18 protein-coding genes and 1 tRNA gene are annotated in these 19,519 nt (G+C 70.4%); 18 read left to right on the plus strand and 1 reads right to left on the minus strand.

The window, feature by feature from the left end; translation table 11 throughout:
• The first annotated feature begins 3 nt into the window (after window positions 1–3).
• The 9 genes from AQJ64_RS41255 to AQJ64_RS41290 all read left to right on the plus strand — a co-directional run bounded on the left by AQJ64_RS41255 (window position 4) and on the right by AQJ64_RS41290 (window position 6,119).
• Complete coding sequence (locus AQJ64_RS41255; RefSeq protein ID WP_055633474.1) at window positions 4–1,374, plus strand: FtsK/SpoIIIE domain-containing protein; 1,371 nt, start codon at window positions 4–6, stop codon at window positions 1,372–1,374.
• 82 nt (window positions 1,375–1,456) lie between these two features.
• Window positions 1,457–1,669, plus strand: a complete 213-nt coding sequence (locus AQJ64_RS41260; protein WP_055633475.1) for a hypothetical protein — start codon at window positions 1,457–1,459, stop codon at window positions 1,667–1,669.
• Between the two features lie 23 nt (window positions 1,670–1,692).
• A complete protein-coding gene (locus AQJ64_RS41265; RefSeq protein ID WP_055633476.1) occupies window positions 1,693–2,391 on the plus strand; it encodes a DUF2637 domain-containing protein in 699 nt (232 codons plus the stop codon).
• 14 nt (window positions 2,392–2,405) lie between these two features.
• Window positions 2,406–2,585, plus strand: coding sequence for a mobile element transfer protein (locus AQJ64_RS41270; protein WP_055633477.1), 180 nt, complete (start codon window positions 2,406–2,408; stop codon window positions 2,583–2,585).
• Between the two features lie 14 nt (window positions 2,586–2,599).
• Window positions 2,600–2,755: a hypothetical protein gene (locus AQJ64_RS49915; protein ID WP_099053934.1), complete on the plus strand. Its 156-nt coding sequence runs from the start codon at window positions 2,600–2,602 to the stop codon at window positions 2,753–2,755.
• 19 nt (window positions 2,756–2,774) lie between these two features.
• Window positions 2,775–3,080, plus strand: a complete 306-nt coding sequence (locus tag AQJ64_RS41275) for a hypothetical protein (RefSeq protein WP_055633478.1) — start codon at window positions 2,775–2,777, stop codon at window positions 3,078–3,080.
• Window positions 3,081–3,178: 98 nt separating this feature from the next.
• The gene (locus AQJ64_RS41280; RefSeq protein WP_055633479.1) at window positions 3,179–4,546 is read left to right on the plus strand and encodes a replication initiator; all 1,368 of its coding nucleotides are present in this window, start codon (window positions 3,179–3,181) and stop codon (window positions 4,544–4,546) included.
• On the plus strand, window positions 4,522–4,716 hold the full coding sequence (locus AQJ64_RS41285; protein WP_013000706.1) for a helix-turn-helix transcriptional regulator: 195 nt from the start codon (window positions 4,522–4,524) through the stop codon (window positions 4,714–4,716). The genes AQJ64_RS41280 and AQJ64_RS41285 overlap by 25 nt, the downstream gene beginning before the upstream one ends.
• Window positions 4,713–6,119 (plus strand): tyrosine-type recombinase/integrase, encoded by a 1,407-nt coding sequence (locus AQJ64_RS41290; RefSeq protein WP_055633480.1) that lies wholly within the window; start codon window positions 4,713–4,715, stop codon window positions 6,117–6,119. Before AQJ64_RS41285 ends, AQJ64_RS41290 begins: the two co-directional genes overlap by 4 nt.
• Window positions 6,120–6,348: 229 nt before the next feature.
• On the opposite strand, the gene AQJ64_RS41295 is transcribed toward AQJ64_RS41290, so the two are convergent.
• Window positions 6,349–6,420: transfer RNA gene (locus AQJ64_RS41295), tRNA-Arg, on the minus strand.
• 119 nt (window positions 6,421–6,539) lie between these two features.
• On the opposite strand from AQJ64_RS41295, the gene AQJ64_RS41300 reads away from it, so the two are divergent.
• The 9 genes from AQJ64_RS41300 (at window position 6,540) to AQJ64_RS41340 (ending at window position 19,465) form a co-directional block, all read left to right on the plus strand.
• The gene (locus AQJ64_RS41300) at window positions 6,540–7,070 is read left to right on the plus strand and encodes a response regulator (protein WP_079062252.1); all 531 of its coding nucleotides are present in this window, start codon (window positions 6,540–6,542) and stop codon (window positions 7,068–7,070) included.
• Window positions 7,071–7,235: 165 nt separating this feature from the next.
• Window positions 7,236–8,516 carry an ArgS-related anticodon-binding protein NrtL gene (gene nrtL, locus AQJ64_RS41305; protein ID WP_059203480.1) on the plus strand — a complete coding sequence of 427 codons (1,281 nt, stop codon included), beginning with the start codon at window positions 7,236–7,238 and terminating at the stop codon, window positions 8,514–8,516.
• Window positions 8,517–8,531: 15 nt separating this feature from the next.
• A complete protein-coding gene (gene lysA, locus AQJ64_RS41310) occupies window positions 8,532–9,923 on the plus strand; it encodes a diaminopimelate decarboxylase (protein ID WP_055633762.1) in 1,392 nt (463 codons plus the stop codon).
• 221 nt (window positions 9,924–10,144) lie between these two features.
• The gene (locus tag AQJ64_RS41315) at window positions 10,145–11,443 is read left to right on the plus strand and encodes a homoserine dehydrogenase (RefSeq protein WP_055633763.1); all 1,299 of its coding nucleotides are present in this window, start codon (window positions 10,145–10,147) and stop codon (window positions 11,441–11,443) included.
• Between the two features lie 6 nt (window positions 11,444–11,449).
• Window positions 11,450–12,508, plus strand: a complete 1,059-nt coding sequence (gene thrC / locus AQJ64_RS41320) for a threonine synthase (protein ID WP_055633761.1) — start codon at window positions 11,450–11,452, stop codon at window positions 12,506–12,508.
• A gap of 290 nt (window positions 12,509–12,798) precedes the next feature.
• Window positions 12,799–13,743, plus strand: a complete 945-nt coding sequence (gene thrB, locus AQJ64_RS41325; protein WP_055633760.1) for a homoserine kinase — start codon at window positions 12,799–12,801, stop codon at window positions 13,741–13,743.
• A 406-nt stretch (window positions 13,744–14,149) separates the two neighbouring features.
• The gene (rho, locus tag AQJ64_RS41330) at window positions 14,150–16,180 is read left to right on the plus strand and encodes a transcription termination factor Rho (protein WP_055633759.1); all 2,031 of its coding nucleotides are present in this window, start codon (window positions 14,150–14,152) and stop codon (window positions 16,178–16,180) included.
• 159 nt (window positions 16,181–16,339) lie between these two features.
• Complete coding sequence (locus tag AQJ64_RS41335; protein ID WP_244902724.1) at window positions 16,340–18,163, plus strand: trypsin-like serine protease; 1,824 nt, start codon at window positions 16,340–16,342, stop codon at window positions 18,161–18,163.
• A gap of 168 nt (window positions 18,164–18,331) precedes the next feature.
• Window positions 18,332–19,465 carry an LCP family protein gene (locus AQJ64_RS41340; RefSeq protein ID WP_055632552.1) on the plus strand — a complete coding sequence of 378 codons (1,134 nt, stop codon included), beginning with the start codon at window positions 18,332–18,334 and terminating at the stop codon, window positions 19,463–19,465.
• Window positions 19,466–19,519 lie beyond the last annotated feature (54 nt).

The following is a 19,519-nucleotide window of genomic DNA, read 5'->3' on the forward strand; positions in this document are numbered from 1 at the left end:
GCCATGACCGACACCGCGTGGACGCTCGTCCTGGGCCTGGTCGTCCTGGTTGCATTGCTGGTGCTGCGTCGTCGGGTGCCGGTCGCCTTCTGGTGGCTCGTCGGCTATCCGTTCGTCGCGGTGAGGGTGCTGGCGACCTACCGGGCCACGATGGACGCCTGCGGTCTGACCGTTCCTGCATCGGCCATGCGCCGGGCCACCGCCCGGATGATCGGGCGGGAAGCGGCGCCGGTACCGCCTCGCCGCTTGTTCCCTGTGCCGACCGGGTCCGGTCTCGTGATGCGGCTGCGTATGGCGACCGGGCAGGCTCCGGAAGACTTCACTGCGTCCGCCGACCGGTTGCGGCATGCCTGGGCCGCGCATGCGGTGCACATCCGCCCGACCAAGCCGGGGTGGCTTGAACTGCGGCTGATCGGCTGGGATGTGCTCGCGGACGTACGGCCCGCCCGGCGGCGTCGGCACAGCGGCGGCCTGCTCTCCCTTCCGCTGGCGCTGCGGGATGACGGACGGTGGCATGTACGGGACTTCCGTGCCGTGCCGCATGAACTCATCCTCGGTGCCACGCAGTCCGGCAAGTCCGTGTACCTGCGCAACCTGTTGTGCGGGCTTGCCCGGCAACCGGTCGTGCTCGTCGGTATCGACTGCAAGTGGGGTGTCGAACTGGCTCCGTTCGCGCCCCGCCTGTCGGCCCTCGCTGATACCCCGGACCGGGCGAACGAACTTCTTGACGTCCTGCTGGAAGAGATGGAGGCACGGTTCCGGCTGATCGGGCTCAGCTCCGCCATCGGGTCGGACACCGTCCTCACCTCGGACGTGTGGGGCCTGCCCGAGAAGGTACGTCCGGTGCCGGTCGTGGTCGTCGTCGACGAGGTGGCGGAACTCTTCCTCGCCGCGAGCCGCGACGACGAGAAGCGACGCGATGCCATGGTGACCAAGCTGATCCGCATCGCCCAGCTCGGCCGCGCGGCCGGCATCTACCTGGAGGTGTGCGGGCAGCGCTTCGGCTCCGAACTCGGCAAGGGCGCCACCATGCTCCGTGCCCAGCTCACCGGCCGTATCTGCCACCGCGTCAACGACGAGTCATCCGCCAACATGGCGCTCGCCGACATCTCCCCGGAAGCGGCCCTCGCCGCAACCGCCATTCCCGCCGAACGTCCCGGCGTCGCCATCGTCGGCGACTCCTCCGGCGGCTGGTCCCGTGCCCGCTCCCCGCACCTCACCCTCGACGAAGCAGCGGCCGTCTGCCGCGCCACCTCCGCCCTCGTGCCGGAGCTGCCCCGCCTCGACGCCTTCCGGCCCGCCGTCGCCGTCGAGCCCGCTGACGTCGCCTCGTCCGCCACTGGCGTGCCCATGGCCCGCCCGGTGACCGAGTAGCCGCACCCCCTTTCCACGGTCGGCGCGACTGCCTCGCGCCAAGTCCCTACCCCTCCCATGCCCGGAACCGGAAGGACACCCCATGTCCCGCCCCTCCATCGCCGAAGTCAGCGCGCTCATCGCCGACTTGGCCGCGCTCCGTCAGGACCGCACCCCTGGCGAGTTCGCCGCGCTCATGGCCCGTAAGGCCGACCTGCTGGAGCGCATTGCCACCCACACACCCGGCGACGCCGAGGCCGCCGAGGTGGCTCGTCTCGCCCGTGAGCGCGCTGACTCCCTCAAGTCCGCCGACTGATCACGCTGGAAGGAGTCGAGCCGATGCGTGCCCACCTCGCCCGCGTGGACGCCGTGATCGTCCAAGCCGTCATCGCGGGCGCCCTGTCCTTCTCCCACCTTCACGACCTGGCGGAGGCGGCCGGGCAGGGTGGCTGGAAGGCGTGGGCTTACCCGGTCAGCGTTGACCTGCTGCTGGTCGCCGCATGGCGCCGGATGCGCGAACAGCAACGCGCCGGACGTCCGGCCGGGGGCCCGCGGCTTTGGTTCCTGGTCGCCCTGGCCGCTTCCCTCGGCGCCAATGTTGCCACCGCTGGGCTCCTTGACCTGGATCACGTTCCCGCATGGCTCCGCGTCGTGGTGGCCGGCTGGCCCGCCGTCGCCTTCTTCGGTGGAACGCTGCTCGCGCACGGGCCTCGCACCTCGGAGGAACCGGCGGCCTCCGCGACGCCGGAGACAGAACCCGCGCCGACTTCAGCCCCCGTTGCGGTCGAGCTGCCCCGCCGTGACGAACTCCCCGCGCCCGCACCGGCTTCGGTGGCTTACGAACCTCCGACCGACCTCGTGACCGCGGCTCCGGCGCCCGTTCCGGCCGTCGTTCTGCCGCCCGTCCTCGTCGACCGCGTTCAGGTCCTGGCCGCAGAACACCTCGCCGCGACCGGCGAACCAGCCGACCCGGACGCCGTACGCGCCCGGCTCGGCCTGCCCCCGGCCATGACGCCCTCTGTCGCCGCCCACCTCTGAGAAGGGATGCCCGCATGACTCCGCGCTTCCGCAACGTCCGCCGCTTCGGTCCCGTGCAGGTCGCCTCGTTCCTCGCCCGCGGCCGTAACCGCCACTTGGCCGCCTGCACCGCGCCCCGCTGCGACTTCTCCGCCGAGTACGACAGTCGCGCCGCCGCCGAACTCGCCGCCCGCACTCACCGCTGCAAGGCCTGACAGGAGATCACGCCATGGACGTTCCCCTCTGGTTCGCCGTGCTCGTCGTCGCCGTCCTCGGTATCCAGCTCGCCCGCCCGCCGTGGTGGCTCGTCGCCCTCCTGCTCCTCGGCGGCTACCTCGTCGCGAACAGCGTCCTCGCCCCCGCCGTCGCCGCCCTCCTCGACTGAACCCCTGAAGGGACCAGCCATGTTCAAGCCCAAGTACCCGCCGCAGGACACTGCTGCGACGCTGATCACCCCGGCCCCGGCCGCCTACAGTCCGGCGCCCTACAACGCGGCCCCCGCTCCGGTTCCGTCCGCCCCCGCCTCCAACCGGCCCACGGTCCAGCTCACCCCGGGCAGCATGCTCACCCTGGCCGCCGGCGGTGGCGCCCTGGTCCTCGTCGTCGGCGCGGTCCTGGTCTCCATGCTCCTCGCCGTCGCGATCACCGCGGCCTCTGTGGCCGTCTGTGCGGTCACCGTCCGCTCGGTCCTCAAGAGCGACCGCCGCTGACCTCATCTGATCTGCAGCCCGGCTTGCCGACACTGTCTAGCCCCCTGGACAAGTCGGGCTGCTGCCTCAAGCTCCCGCCTCCAAGGAGGAACCCGCACATGCGCCCCGAGGCTCCGACCGGAGCCATCCGCCAGCTGGCGGCCCTCGCCCTGCACGGCGACCTGAGCACCTACGCACACCAGATCCAGCGACTCGGCGGCTGCGAGCGACCGGTGCGGATGGAGGGCCACCGTCTCGACGTCCACGCCGCGACTGGTGAAATCGTCCGTGAGATCGTCGACAGCGACCTTCCCGCCGGACAACTCCTCATCCGTTGCAACAACCGCCGCGCCACAAGGTGCGCCGCCTGCGCCGAGGTCTACCGCAAAGACACGTACCACCTCGTCACGGCCGGCCTGAGCGGCGGCAAGGGCATCGGCGCTTCCGTCGCCGCACACCCCCGAGTCTTCGCCACCTTCACAGCCCCCTCCTTCGGCCCCGTCCACAATCGCCCCGGCGGCGGACGCTGTCGCTGCGGACGCCTCCACCCTGACGGTGGCCCCGCCCTCGGCACGCCCCTGAAGCCCGACCGCTACGACTACCGCGCCGCCGTGCTCTGGAACGCGCACGCCGGCGCCCTCTGGGCCCGCTTCACCACCTACCTCCGCCAACAACTTGCCTCCCGCGCGGGTATCCGCCGCTCGGAGCTCCGCGACTGCCTCAAGGTGTCGTACGCCAAGGTTGCCGAGTATCAGCGGCGCGGCGCTGTTCACTTCCATGCGGTGATCCGGCTCGACGGGCCGGACGGAGCCGAGGACACCCCACCCACCTGGGCCACCACCGAACTCCTCACGGACGCGATCCGCTCGGCTGCCCGCCTCGCCGAGACACCCGGCCCGGTCCTCGACGGCCACGCCCACACGTTCCGTTTCGGCGAACAGCTCGACATCCGCCCCATCCGCTCGGCCGACTTCACCGGCGCTACCGACCTGACCAGCCGCGCCGTCGCCGCCTACATCGCCAAGTACGCCACCAAGGGCGCCGAAAGCGCGACGGGCACCCTGGACCACCCCATCCGCAACCCCATCACCGACCTGATCGGCGTAGAAGTCACCGACCACGCCCGTCAGTTGATCCTCACCTGCTGGCACCTCGGTGCCCTGCCCGAACTCGAAGACCTGCGCCTGCGCAAGTGGGCCCACATGCTCGGCTTCCGCGGCCACTTCTCCACCAAGTCCCGCGCGTACTCCGTCACCCTCGGCGCCCTCCGCCAGGAACGAGCCGACCACAACGAAGCACTCACCCGCGAACGTGCCGCCGCAGCCGGTCACCCACTGCCCGACCCGGACACCGTCCTCGTCCTTTCTCACTGGCGCTTCGCCGGCACCGGCCTGACCGCCGCAGAAACCCTGTTCGCCGCTTCGCGCCGACCCGACGACTCCGACACGGAAGGAGACTCCACATGGACCGGCGACGAGACGAACTGATGACCGTCCCGCAGATCCTCGCCGAGCTCGGCGGAGTCTCCCGCCGCACCTTCTATCGCTGGCGGGAGCTGGGGCAGGCTCCGGAAGCGATCAAGCTGCCAAACGGTGAACTCCGCTTCTGGCGAAGTGACTTCACCTCGTGGCTCCACGGACTCGGGGAGGCGGCGTGAAGTCGCACGACGTGAAGGTGTGGGGCATCCGCAAGCGACCGTACAAAACCCCGTCGTACGACGTGCGATGGAAGGTCGGTGATGTTCCGCCGTTCTCCGAGACCTTCCGTACAAAGGCACTCGCCGACAACTACCGCGCGAGGCTTCTCCGGGCTGCCCAGAAGGGCGAGGCATTCGACACGGAAACCGGTCTCCCGGACTCCATGGCACCGGTCAAAGAGTCCCTCACCTGGTACGACTTCGCGCGGGCCTATGTGGCCATGAAATGGCCGCACGCGGCTCCGAACTCTCGCGACAGCCTGAACGAGACAATGACGCTCGTCACCACTCAGCTCCTGGGGGACCGGCCCGGCCGTCCGGCAGATGACGTGTTGCGGCGGGCCCTACGCGGCTGGGCCTTCGTCGTCCAGGCCGAGGGCGAGAACCCTCCGCCGGTGGACATCGCGAACGCCCTCCGCTGGGTGGGCAAAGCCTCGCTGCCGCTGACGACGCTCAAGAATGCGGCGGACATCCGCGGCGTCCTCGACTCGCTCAAGCTCACTCTTTCCGGGGCTCCGGCCGCCGCCGAAACGGTGCGACGCAAGCGGGCTGTCCTCTTCAACGCTCTGGCCTACGCGGTCGAGCTGGGGGAGCTCCCGGAGAACCCGGTCAGCCTCGTGAAGTGGAAGCTTCCAAAGGTGACCAAGGAAGTGGACCGCCGAGTCGTGGTGAACCCCCGGCAGGCTGCCGAGCTCCTTGGTGCTGTCTCGTACGTTGGTGGCTACCGCCGGGCCCGTGGGCGCCGCCTCGTCGCCCTCTTCGCCTGCATGTACTTCGGTGGGCTGCGGCCGGCGGAAGCCGTGGCCCTGCGTCGTCCGGACTGCACTCTGCCGGACTCCGGGTGGGGATCGTTGATCCTTGAGAAGAGCCGCCCGACCGTGGGCAAGCGTTGGACCGGAACGGGAGAGGTACACGACAATCGCGGTCTCAAGAACCGGCCCGCGAATGAGACCCGCATCGTTCCGATTCCGCCCCGCCTCGTTCGCATGCTCCTCGCACACATCGACGAGTTCGGCACCGCCAAGGACGGCCGACTGTTCGCCAACGAACGTGGGGGAGTGGTCGCCTCCACCACCTACTGGCGTGTCTGGGACGAGGCTCGACACCTGGCGCTCACGCCGGAGCAGGTGGCCTCGCCGCTGGCCGCTCGACCGTACGACCTGCGGCACGCCGCGCTCTCCTCCTGGCTCAACGCCGGCGTCGATCCGACCGAGGTTGCGGAGCGCGCGGGCAACAGTGTTGAAGTGCTCCTGAGCCGGTACGCCAAGTGCCTCGACGGTCGGCAGGACGTCGCGAACCGTCGGATCGCTGAACTCCTCGGCGAGGACGCCGACCAGGAGGGCGAGCCCGGCGACGGGTCCTGACCCACGCGCCCCTCACGCACACCTGCAGCATGATGGCCCCTGGACTACGGTCCAGGGGCCTCGGCGTTTTCTGGGGATGACCTGCGGATTCCTGCCCTGCGGCCAGTCCACGCATAGTCCACAGCACCCGACATACGGCCGCTTGGAGCGGCACATGGCTGCACATACGCGAAGACCCCGTTCTCAGCGTTTCCGCTGGTGACGGGGTCTTTGGGCACCTCATAACGGGTGCCCCCGGCAGGATTCGAACCTGCGCACACGGCTCCGGAGGCCGTTGCTCTATCCCCTGAGCTACGGGGGCGTGTCGGGTGCGGGCTGTTGCTCGCGGCGACAGGTGGAACACTACCAGCTTCCTCGGGGTGTTCATGAACCGGTTTACGGGCGCCGGGGAGGGGCGGGTGTCGCCCTCGGGGGGTGGAAGTGGGGAAAACCCGGACGCGGTGGCCGGTGTCGACCTACTCTCAAGTTGTGCCAGGCGCGTCGGGTCGGGTGCTTGTTGTGGACGACAACAAGGTCATCCGGCAGCTGATCAGGGTCAATCTCGAGCTTGAGGGTCTCGAGGTCGTGACCGCCTCCGATGGTGCCGAGTGTCTGGAAGTCGTTCATCAGGTGCGGCCCGACGTCGTCACGCTCGATGTCGTCATGCCCCGTCTGGACGGCCTTCGGACCGCCGCTCGGCTGCGTTCCGATTCGCGGACGCGTGATCTTCCCCTCGCGATCATCAGCGCGTGTACCCCGTACGAGGTCGAGGCCGGCCTCGAAGTCGGCGTCGACGCGTTCCTCGCCAAGCCCTTCGAACCCCACGAGCTCGTCAGCCTCGTACGGCAGTTGCTGGACGGGAAGCGGCGGGAGGACGGCCGTGACAGCCGTGACGGTGGGGTGGGTCTGGGGTTCGGGCTCGGGACCTCTCTCGGGGCCGGGCAGGGGAGTGGAGGGCCCGGTTCGGAGTAGGGGGCGGGCACCCGACCCCTCACTCCAGCTCGCACCTCGCGCTCCGCCTACTTCCCTCGCCCCTCGCTCTGCCTTGCTCTCCCTTGCTCGGCCTCGCCGTCCACATCCCGGGACCTCCCCAAACCGGCTCGCCTAGCCACCCCCCTCCTCCCCTACGCTTGTCCCGTGACACCCGTCGAGCTCTCCCGCACCGTGCTGCACGCGGTGCGTCGTGCTGTCGACGCCGGAGAGCTGAGCGTGGCCGTCCCGGCGCACGCCGTCGTCGCTCCGCCGGGGCCCGGAGGGGCCGGGGACTACGCCACGAACATCGCCCTCCAGCTGGCCCGCCCCGCCGGGCAGCCCGCCCTGCGGGTCGCCGAGGTCCTGCGGACCCATCTCGCCTGCGCCGAAGGCGTCACCGGCGTCGAGATCACCGGGCCCGGGTTCCTCAACATCAGCCTCGATCAGCAGGCCGCCGCCACGGCGCTCGTCCAGCGGATCCGGAGGGACGGGATGCGGTACGGGCACGGCGACAGCCTCGCCGGGCAGGTGTACGAGGTACGCCTGCCGTTCGAGGTCCGGGCCGAGGTTCTCGCCGACGCCCTGGCGCGGATCGTCGCCTCGCAGGGCGGACGCGTCTCCACCCATCATCTGGCTTCGCAGACCCCCCGCCTCGCCTCGCAGGACGGGCGCGTCTCCACCCCCCACGGTGAGCCCCACCGCGAGATCCGCACCCCCGCTGATCAGCCCGGTGGGGACACCCGCACCCCCGCTGATCAGCCCGGTGGGGACACCCGCACCCCCGCTCATCAGCCCGGTGGGGACACCCGCACCCCCGCTGATCAGCCCGGTGGCGACACCCGCACCCTCCACCCCGATTCCGACGGCAGCACCCGCCCCACTCGTTCCCCCGAGGCCGCCCCCTTCGAGCTGCGCCCCCACCCCGCCCCCGAAGACCCCACCCCGCTGGGGCTCGACGCCGCCTGCTGGGCGCTGCTCCACCCCGCCCCCCACGACCGGCCGCGCATCACCGCCGATCATCTGGTCCAGCGGGAGAGCAACCCTCTCTTCCGTGTCCGTTACGCCCATGCCCGCACCCGGGCCCTCGGGCGTAACGCCGCCGATCTCGGATTCACCGCCGAGCCCGGAGGCGTGGGCGGGCAGCAGGAGCTCCCGGTGCCCCTGCCTCTCCTTTCCCTCCTCTCCCTCCTCGCCGACTACCCCCGCGTCCTGGCCACCGTCGCCGCCCTCCCCCGTGCGGAGGGGGTCGCCGCGCCCTCCCGGCTGGCGCGGCATCTCGTCGCGCTCGCGGACGCCACGCTGCTTCTGCTCCCCGTTGTGCTGCCGCTGGGTGAGGAGAAACCCTCGGCCGCCCACCGTGCCCGGCTCGCGCTCGCCGAAGCCGCCGGGACGGTGCTGGCCGGCGGCCTGTCCCTGCTCGGCATCGACGCACCCGACCATCTCTAGAGAGCCAGTCAGAACATGAGCCGTTCCGCCCACCCCGCCGGGCCCCGTCACGCCGATGTCCTTCCCGAGGGGCACTACTCCGCGCCGCCCAGTGACCTCAACGTCCTCGACCCGAAGGTCTGGGCGCAGACCGTCGGGCGGGACGGGGACGGGGTCGTCACCGTCGGGGGCATCGACGTCAAGAGCCTTGCCGAGGAGTACGGGACCCCTGCCTACATCCTCGACGAGACCGACTTCCGGGCCCGGGCCCGCGCGTGGCGCAGCGCGTTCGGCGGTGATGCCGACGTGTTCTACGCCGGCAAGGCCTTCCTCTCGCGGGCCGTCGTGCGGTGGCTGCATGAAGAGGGGCTCAACCTCGATGTGTGTTCGGGGGGCGAGCTGGCCACCGCCCTCTCCGCCGGGATGCCGGCCGAGCGCATCGCCTTCCACGGCAACAACAAGTCGAGCGAGGAGATCCACCGGGCCGTCAGTGCCGGGGTCGGGCGGATCGTGCTCGACTCGTTCCAGGAGATCGTGCGGGTCGCCCACATCGCGCAGTCGCTCGGCAGGCGGCAGCGGGTGCAGATTCGTATCACCGTGGGGGTGGAGGCGCACACCCATGAGTTCATCGCCACCGCTCACGAGGACCAGAAGTTCGGGATTCCGCTCGCCGGCGGTGTGGCCGCCGAGGCGGTGCGGCGGGCGCTGAAGCTCGACGGGATCGAGCTCATCGGCATTCACAGCCACATCGGCTCGCAGATCTTCGACATGTCCGGCTTCGAGGTCGCCGCGCACCGGGTCGTCGGGCTGCTGAAGGAGGTCCGGGACGAGCACGGGGTGGAGCTTCCCGAGATCGATCTGGGGGGTGGGCTCGGGATCGCGTACACGAGTGACGACGACCCGCGCGAGCCGCACGAGATCGCCAAGGCGCTGACCGAGATCGTCACGCGGGAGTGCGAGGCCGCCAAGCTGCGCACGCCGCGGATCTCGGTGGAGCCCGGGCGGGCCATCGTCGGGCCGACCGCCTTCACGCTCTACGAGGTGGGCACGATCAAGCCGCTCGACGGGCTGCGGACGTACGTCTCCGTGGACGGGGGGATGTCCGACAACATCCGCACCGCGCTGTACGACGCCGAGTACAGCGTCGCGCTCGTCTCGCGCACCTCGGACGCCGAGCCGATGCTCGCGCGGGTCGTGGGCAAGCACTGCGAGAGCGGGGACATCGTGGTCAAGGAGGGGTTCCTGCCGTCGGACCTGGCACCGGGTGACCTGATCGCCGTACCGGCCACGGGTGCCTACTGCCGGTCCATGGCGAGCAATTACAACCATGTGCTGCGGCCGCCGGTCGTCGCGGTGGCCGACGGGGAGTCGCGGGTCATCGTCCGGCGGGAGACGGAGGACGACCTTCTGCGGCTCGATGTCGGGTGACTCCCGATGGAAGGCGATGCCGGGTGAGCACGGACTCTGGTAGGCCTCTGGTGGGGGAAAAGCCGAACGGGAACGAGAAAACGAGGGGCGGGAGAATCTTCTGTCCGCCGCCCCTGTGAAAATGAAATAGATGTCTCACGATCCGGACCGGGGGCAGAAACTCCGGTCCGGTGAGTGAGACTGGTCCAACCGTAGACGGTATGAGGAAACGAGGTCGGATGATGCGTACGCGTCCGCTGAAGGTGGCGCTGCTGGGCTGTGGAGTGGTCGGCTCAGAGGTGGCGCGCATCATGACGACGCACGCCGACGACCTCGCCCAGAGGATCGGTGCCCCGGTGGAGCTCGCCGGGGTCGCCGTGCGGCGGCCCTCGAAGGTGCGCGACGGCATCGACCCGGCCCTCGTCACCACCGACGCCACCGCCCTCGTCAAACGCGGGGACATCGACGTCGTCGTGGAGGTGATCGGGGGGATCGAGCCCGCGCGGACGCTCATCACCACCGCCTTCGCGCACGGCGCCTCCGTCGTCTCCGCCAACAAGGCGCTGCTGGCCCAGGACGGGGCCGCGCTGCACGCCGCCGCCGACGAGCACGGCAAGGACCTCTATTACGAGGCCGCCGTCGCCGGGGCCATTCCGCTCATCCGGCCGCTGCGGGAGTCCCTCGCCGGGGACAAGATCAACCGGGTGATGGGCATCGTCAACGGGACGACCAACTTCATCCTCGACAAGATGGACAGCACGGGGGCCGGATACCAGGAGGCCCTCGACGAGGCGACCGCCCTCGGGTACGCGGAGGCCGACCCCACCGCCGACGTCGAGGCCTTCGACGCCGCCGCCAAGGCCGCCATCCTCGCCGGGATCGCCTTCCACACGCGCGTGCGGCTCGACGACGTCTACCGCGAGGGGATGACCGAGGTCACCGCGGCCGACTTCGCCTCCGCCAAGAACATGGGCTGCACCATCAAGCTGCTCGCCATCTGCGAGCGGGCCGCCGACGGAGGCTCCGTCACCGCGCGCGTGCACCCCGCCATGATTCCGCTGACCCATCCGCTCGCCTCCGTGCGCGGCGCGTACAACGCCGTGTTCGTGGAGTCGGACGCGGCCGGTCAGCTGATGTTCTACGGCCCCGGTGCCGGCGGTGCCCCCACCGCCTCCGCCGTGCTCGGCGACCTGGTCGCCGTCTGCCGCAACCGGCTCAGCGGGGCAACGGGGCCCGGCGAGTCGGCGTACGCCGCCCTGCCCGTGTCGCCGATGGGTGACGTCGTCACCCGCTACCACATCAGCCTGGACGTGGCGGACAAGCCGGGCGTTCTCGCCCAGGTCGCCACCGTCTTCGCCGAGCACGGCGTGTCGATCGATACCGTGCGGCAGCACGGACGACAGGACGGAGACGGCGAGGCCTCCCTCGTCGTCGTCACCCACCGCGCGTCCGACGCCTCCCTCAGCGGGACCGTCGAGGCGCTGCGCAAGCTCGACACCGTGCGGGGTGTCGCCAGCATCATGCGGGTTGAAGGAGAGTAACCAGCAATGACCCACCAGTGGCGCGGAATCATCGAGGAATACCGGGATCGGCTGCCGGTGTCCGACAGCACTCCCGTGGTGACGCTCCGTGAGGGCGGTACGCCCCTCGTGCCCGCGCAGGTGCTCTCCGAGCGCACGGGCTGCGAGGTCCACCTCAAGGTGGAGGGTGCCAACCCGACGGGGTCCTTCAAGGACCGCGGGATGACCATGGCCATCAGCAAGGCCAAGGAGGAGGGCGCCCGGGCGGTCATCTGTGCCTCCACGGGCAACACCTCCGCCTCGGCCGCCGCCTACGCGGTCCGCGCGGGCATGGTCTCCGCCGTGCTCGTGCCGCAGGGCAAGATCGCGCTCGGCAAGATGGGGCAGGCCCTCGTCCACGGCGCGCAGATCCTCCAGGTCGACGGCAACTTCGACGACTGCCTCACGCTCGCCCGTCAGCTGAGCGACAACTACCCCGTCGCGCTGGTCAATTCGGTCAACCCGGTACGCATCGAGGGGCAGAAGACCGCCGCCTTCGAGATCGTGGACATGCTGGGCGACGCCCCGGACATCCATGTCCTGCCGGTCGGCAACGCGGGCAACATCACCGCGTACTGGAAGGGCTACAAGGAGTACGCCGGGGACGGCATCGCCTCGAGGACGCCCCGGATGTGGGGCTTCCAGGCCTCCGGCTCGGCGCCCATCGTGCGCGGCGAGGTCGTCAAGGACCCGTCGACCCTCGCCACCGCGATCCGGATCGGCAACCCGGCGTCCTGGCAGTACGCGCTGGCCGCGCGGGACGAGTCGGGCGGCATCATCGACGAGGTGACGGACCGTGAGATCCTGCGCGCCTACCGGCTGTTGGCCGCGCAGGAGGGCGTCTTCGTGGAGCCCGCGTCCGCCGCGTCCGTGGCCGGTCTGCTGAAGGCCGCCGAGCGCGGCGACGTCGACCCGGGGCAGCGGATCGTCTGCACGGTCACCGGCAACGGCCTCAAGGACCCGGGCTGGGCCACCGAGGGTGCCCCGCGTCCGGTGGTCGTCCCGGTCGACGCGGCGGCGGCGGCGGCCCGTCTGGGTCTCGTGTAGGACGTCGTCGCGCATCACGTCGCCGTGCGACACGGCGTCGCACAACACGTCGACGCAGGGTCAACCCCGGAAGGGATGCACAGGGGGCTTACGACACGCATCGTGCGCCTCCTGTGCGCCCTATGTCGCCGCAGAACCTTCCTTCGATAGGCTGTACCGAACCCGCCCGCCGCATATGCCGCAGCGACGTGTCGCCCTCGCGGCCCCGGGGTCGTCACGTATCTATCGCACGTCATTCGACAGTCACGCAGCTCAAGACAGTCACGCAGCTCAAGGAGAGTCATCGCGAGATGGCCGGTCCCGCCTTCCGCGCCGCCCCCGTCCGGGTGCGCGTCCCCGCCACCAGTGCCAACCTCGGCCCCGGCTTCGACGCCCTGGGCCTGTCGCTGGGGCTCTACGACGATGTCGTCGTCCGGGTGGCCGACTCCGGGCTGCACATCGACATCGCGGGCGAGGGCAGCGAGACCCTGCCGCGTGACGAGAAGCACCTCCTCGTCCGCTCCCTGCGCACCGCCTTCGACGTCCTGGGCGGCCAGCCGCGCGGCCTGGAGATCGTCTGCGCCAACCGCATCCCGCACGGCCGGGGCCTCGGCTCCTCCTCCGCCGCGATCTGCGCCGGCATCGTCGCCGCGCGGGCGGTGACCATAGGCGGCGAGTCCCGGCTCGACGACGCCGGTCTGCTCGAACTCGCCACCGAGATCGAGGGCCACCCCGACAACGTCGCCGCCTGTCTGCTCGGCGGATTCACCCTCTCCTGGATGGAGGCGGGCGCCGCGCGGGCGATCAGGATGGAGCCCGCCGATTCCATCGTTCCGGTGGTTTTCGTACCGGGAAAGCCGGTACTGACCGAAACGGCGCGCGGCCTGCTCCCGCGCTCCGTGCCGCACGTCGACGCCGCCGCCAACGCGGGCCGCGCCGCCCTGCTCGTCGAGGCCCTCACCCGGCGCCCCGAGCTGCTGCTGCCGGCCACCGAGGACCGACTGCACCAGGAGTACCGCGCCCCCGCGATGCCGGAGAGCGCCGCCCTGGTGGAGCGGCTGCGCGCCGACGGGATCCCCGCGGTGATCTCCGGCGCCGGCCCCACCGTGATGGCGCTGGCCGACGCGGGAACGGCCGACAAGGTCGAGGCTCTGGCGGGCGCGGACTGGGCCGCGAACCGCCTGGCCATGGATCTGCAGGGGGCGAGTGTTCTGCCGCTCGCGCCCGCTGGTGAAACGCACTCCGGCGACATTTAAGTGCACGGTCGCCGGATTTCGAGAGGGGGAATGTTTGTTGGATCCGGTAGTGTTAACCTCAAGTCTGCACCCGACCCCACCATGGCGAGGTGCTTCGTGTCCCCGTCCGGGACAGACATTCTTCCGGGAGCTCCCCAAGCCGCACTGCGTTCCGTACGTCGTATCTGGGCAGTACGCCGTACACCGGCGCTGAGCGGTCTGCAGGGCACGCTCCGGAATCGGTGCTACCACGCCACGTGACACTGGGTGTCACGGTTCGTCGGGGAAGCGCCATCACCAGCAAATCTCTCTTCCGCCGTTGTGGCGGACCACCGCCCCGGCTTCGCCAGAGCAAGGACCGAAGCCGGACAGCACAACCGGTCGCCGAGCCAGACAGGCCGACGTCCGCTCCAGGGAAGGACCCTTCGTGAGCGACACCACCGATCTGATGGGCGCACGTGTCGAGGAGACCGCTGCCGCGCCCGCCACGGACGCCTCCGCGCCTGCCACCGGTGCCGGCTCCCGGCGGCGCCGCGGTACCGGCCTCGAGGGCATGGTGCTGGCCGAGCTCCAGCAGGTCGCATCCGGCCTCGGCATCAGGGGCACCGCGCGGATGCGCAAGAGCCAGCTGATCGAGGTCATCAAGGAGGCGCAGGCCGCCGGAGGCTCCGCCCCGGCGAAGGCCGACGCCCCGGCCGCCGAGACCAAGCCCAAGCGCCGCGTCGCCTCCAAGGCCCGCACGGGCGAGGACGCCGCCGAGAAGAAGGCGGACGCCGCCCCCAAGGCCGAGGCCGCCGCCGAGAAGGCCGTGGCCCAGCAGCAGATCGAGATCCCCGGCCAGCCGGCCAGCAACGAGGCTCCCGTCGAGCGCCGCCGTCGCCGCGCCACCGCCGACGCGGGCAGCCCGACGGCCTCCGGCGCCGAGACCGTCGTCGCCGAGGCCAAGGCCGAGCCCAAGGCCGAGACGCCCGCGCAGCCGCAGGCCGAGGCCCGGACCGCCGAGGCCGGCGAGGCCGACGGCCGCCGCCAGGGCCGCCGTGAGCGGGGCGACCGCGGTGACCGCGGCCGCGACCGCGGTGAGCGTGGCGACCGCGGTGAGCGTGGCGACCGTCGCGGCAAGGGCGACGACCAGCAGGGCGGCCAGCAGCAGCGCGGCCAGCAGACCCAGCAGCAGAGCCGTCAGGACCGCAACACCGGTCCGCAGGACGACGACGAGTTCGGTGACGGCCGCCGTGGCCGCCGCGGCCGCTACCGGGACCGCCGTGGCCGCCGTGGGCGCGACGAGATCGGCACCGTCGAGCCGCAGCTCGCCGACGACGACGTGCTGATCCCCGTCGCGGGCATCCTCGACATCCTCGACAACTACGCGTTCATCCGGACCTCCGGCTACCTGCCGGGCCCGAACGACGTGTACGTCTCCCTCGCCCAGGTCCGCAAGAACGGCCTGCGCAAGGGCGACCACATCACCGGCGCGGTCCGCCAGCCCAAGGAAGGCGAGCGGCGCGAGAAGTTCAACGCGCTGGTCCGCCTGGACTCCGTCAACGGCATGGCGCCCGAACACGGCCGTGGCCGCCCGGAGTTCAACAAGCTGACCCCGCTCTACCCGCAGGACCGCCTCCGTCTGGAGACGGACCCGGGCGTGCTGACCACCCGCATCATCGACCTCGTGTCGCCGATCGGTAAGGGCCAGCGCGGTCTGATCGTGGCCCCGCCGAAGACCGGCAAGACCATGATCATGCAGGCGATCGCCAACGCGATCACGCACAACAACCCCGAGTGCCACCTGATGGTCGTCCTGGTCGACGAGCGTCCGGAAGAGGTCACCGACATGCAGCGGTCGGTCAAGGGCGAGGTCATCTCCTCGACCTTCGACCGTCCGGCCGAGGACCACACCACGGTCGCCGAGCTCGCCATCGAGCGCGCCAAGCGCCTGGTGGAGCTGGGCCACGACGTGGTCGTGCTGCTCGACTCGATCACGCGTCTGGGCCGTGCGTACAACCTCGCCGCCCCGGCCTCCGGCCGCATCCTGTCCGGTGGTGTCGACTCGACCGCCCTGTACCCGCCGAAGCGCTTCTTCGGCGCGGCCCGCAACATCGAGGACGGCGGCTCGCTGACCATCCTCGCCACCGCGCTGGTGGACACCGGGTCCCGCATGGACGAGGTGATCTTCGAGGAGTTCAAGGGCACCGGCAACATGGAGCTCAAGCTCGACCGGAAGCTCGCCGACAAGCGCATCTTCCCGGCGGTGGACGTCGACGCGTCCGGCACCCGCAAGGAGGAGATCCTGCTCGGTGCCGAGGAGCTGGGCATCGTATGGAAGCTGCGCCGGGTGCTGCACGCGCTCGACCAGCAGCAGGCGATCGAGCTGCTCCTCGACAAGATGAAGCAGACCAAGTCGAACGCCGAGTTCCTGATGCAGATCCAGAAGACGACGCCGTCGCCCGGCAACGGCGACTGAGGCCACGCCGGACGCCGCGTAAGCGCCAAGTAAAGGGCCGCCCCCTGCGAAGGGGGCGGCCCTTCGGCATGTCGGTGGGCGTTGTTACGATCGCGCCCTTCGGTCGGCCGTTCGAGCCGGGACCGAAGCTCAGACTTCTGATCCCTAGGGGGGACTCGAGTGGGTACACCCACGCCCGGGAGCCGACGGCACAGACGCCGGATACGGATCGCGCTGCCCGTCGCCGCGGCCGGTCTGGCCGCCGCCGTCGCCGGTGTGTTCGTGACGACGTCGGCAGGGGCGGCCACGGCGGCGCCGACGCCCGTCCGCAGCACGCCGTCCACGTCCGAGATCGAGGCACGCCTGTCGACCGCGCTCGCCGGTGACGACACCGCGGGGGAGACCTCCAAGTCGTCTCTCGGCGCGAGCAGCAGCAGTTCCACGTCCGTCGACCCGAAGATCATCGGCGGTTCGACGACGACCATCACCACCGCGCCGTACATGGCCCAGCTCTGGTACGGCGACAACCGCGGCACCAGCACGACCAGCGACGACATCGGCTTCTTCTGCGGGGGCGCGGTCGTCGCCCCGACGAAGATCCTCACCGCCGCGCACTGTGTCGCCGGCTACAACTGGAAGGCGCACGGCGTCGTCGTCACGGGCACCGCGCAGCTGCTGTCGGAGGACTCGAGCGGGAACCCCGACCTGCACGGCGGCAACCCCAGCGGCGTCTGGCGGCAGTGGAACCACCCCTCGTACGACGACAACACCATCGACAACGACCTCGCCGTCCTGACCCTGCCGAACCCGGTCAAGGCGACGCCGATCCCGATGACGACGGCCGGCGACACCGCGTCGTACACCGGAGCGGCCGCCAAGACGGCCCAGGTCTTCGGCTGGGGCCGTACCAGTTCGACCAGCCAGGACATCTCCGACACCCTGAAGACGGCCACGCTGCCGATCCAGTCCGACGCCACCTGCTCGGCCGAGTACGGCAGTGACTTCATCGCGGGCCACATGGTGTGCGCGGGCGAGCCCGCCACCGGCTCCGACACCGGAACCACCTCCGCCTGCAACGGCGACTCCGGCGGCCCGCTGGTCGTCGGCGGCAAGGTCGTGGGCGTGGTGTCGTGGGGGGTGAAGGACTGCGTGGCGGCGGGCGCGTACAGCGTCTTCACCAAGCTCACCACGTACGTCGCCGCCGCCTATCCGCGCATCGACGACACCAACCTCAGCGGTGACCACAAGGCCGACCTCTTCGTGCGCAACTCCTCCACGAAGACCGGCTACGAGATCGACTCCAAGGGCACCTCGCTGGCCTCCCGTCTGTCCTGGGGCTCCCACAGCGCCTGGAACCTGGTCCTGCAGACCGATCTCGACCGCGACGGCTACACGGACTTCATCCGGCGCCGCGCCTCCGACGGCGACCTGTACTGGCGGCACTGCGTGTTCCCCAGCAATGGCACCACCTGCACCTGGACCAACACCCTCGTCGGTGACAACTGGAAGAGCCGCCTGGCCGTCGTCGTCCCCGGTGACGTCACCGGGGACAAGCTGCCCGACCTGCTGTCCGTGGACTCCGCGGGCGTCCTGTGGATCTACCCGGGCAAGGGCAACGGCAGGTTCGCCACCCGGGTGAAGGTCTCCACCGGCTGGAACCAGTACAACGTCGTGCGCGGTCACGGCGACCTCAGCAACGACGGCAGGGCCGACCTGCTCGCCCGCAACAAGAGCACCGGCGCGGTCTACCTCTACAAGGGCACCGGCAAGGCCGGCACGGGCGCCTTCTCGGCCCGCGTCAAGGTCCGCACCTGGAGCGGCACGACGTACAACGCCTTCGACGCGGTCGGCGACGTCAACGGCGACGGCAAGGCCGACTTCCTGGCCCGTACGCCGGGCGGCACGCTCTATCTCTACAAGGGCACCGGAAAGGCCACGAGCGAGATCTTTGCCACAAGGGTGTCACTCGGTACCAGTTTCAAGCAGTACGACTTGTTCGGCTGAGTTCGGCCGAAAGCACAGGTGAGCGGGGGCGCACCCCGCTCTGCTCCGCACGCTCTGTGTCCGTTCAGCCACTGATCGGGCACAGAGCGTCGTGCAACCCTGTCCCGAGTTTCCCTGTCTGACCAGGCGGGGCGACGATGGTGAGGCCGCACGAGAACAGAGGAGCACATGTCCGCCGAGCACACGCCGGAGCCCGGCATACCGGGTGAGACCGGCCCGACGGGTGGGAACGACAGCGGCCCGAGGCACCGCAGACAGCGGGGCCGGCGCAAGGGGCTGCTGATCACGGCGTGGACGGCCGCCGGCATCGTCGCCCTGGGCGGCACCGGCGCGGGCTACCTGTACTTCAAGCTCAACGGCAACATCAAGAGCGTCGACATCGACCAGGCCCTCGGCACCGACCGGCCCACGAAGGCCGACAACGGCTCGGAGAACATCCTCGTCCTCGGCTCGGACACCCGCTCCGGATCGAACAAGAAGCTCGGCGGCGGCACCGACGACGGCAGCGCCCGCTCCGACACCGCGATGATCATCCATGTGTACGAGGGCCACCAGCGGGCCAGCGTGGTCTCCATCCCGCGCGACACCCTCATCGACCGGCCGGCGTGCACCGACACCCGGGGCGTCCGGCACGACGCGGCGAACGGCGTGATGTTCAACTCGGCGTACACCACGGGCGGCGCGGCCTGTGCCGTGAAGACCGTCGAGTCGATCACCGGCCTGCGGATGGACCACTACCTCGAGGTCGACTTCTCCGGCTTCGAGAAGCTGATCGACGAGCTGGGCGGGGTCGAGGTCACCACCACCGAGGCGATCGACGACTCCGAGAGCCATCTGAGGCTCAAGGCCGGCACCCACACGCTGAACGGCAAGCAGGCCCTCGGCCTGGTCCGCACCCGGCACGGCGTCGGTGACGGCTCCGACCTCGGCCGCATCCAGCTCCAGCAGGCGTTCATCAAGGCGCTGGTCACCCAGGTCAAGCACATCGGTCTGTTCACCAGCCCGAAGAGGCTCTACGACCTCGCGGACACCGCGACGAAGGCCGTCACCACCGACTCCGACCTCGGTACGGTCAACTCGCTGATGTCCTTCGTCAACGGTCTCAAGGGCATCAGCGCGTCGAAGATGCACATGGTGACCATGCCGGTGGAGTACGACCCGGCCAACCTCAACCGGGTCGTCGTCCTGGAGAAGAAGGCCCAGCAGGTCTGGACGGCCCTGAAGAACGACCGGCCGATCCCGAAGTCGGCGACGGCGGGCAACGCGACGGGGGAGGCGGCGGGGGTCGTGGCGTCGTCCTGAGGGTGCGGGCATCCGCGGGGAATACTTCACGGCGACCCCCGGTTTTGGGGGATG

The sequence above is a fragment of the Streptomyces griseoruber genome, from assembly GCF_001514205.1.
Taxonomy (GTDB): domain Bacteria; phylum Actinomycetota; class Actinomycetes; order Streptomycetales; family Streptomycetaceae; genus Streptomyces; species Streptomyces griseoruber.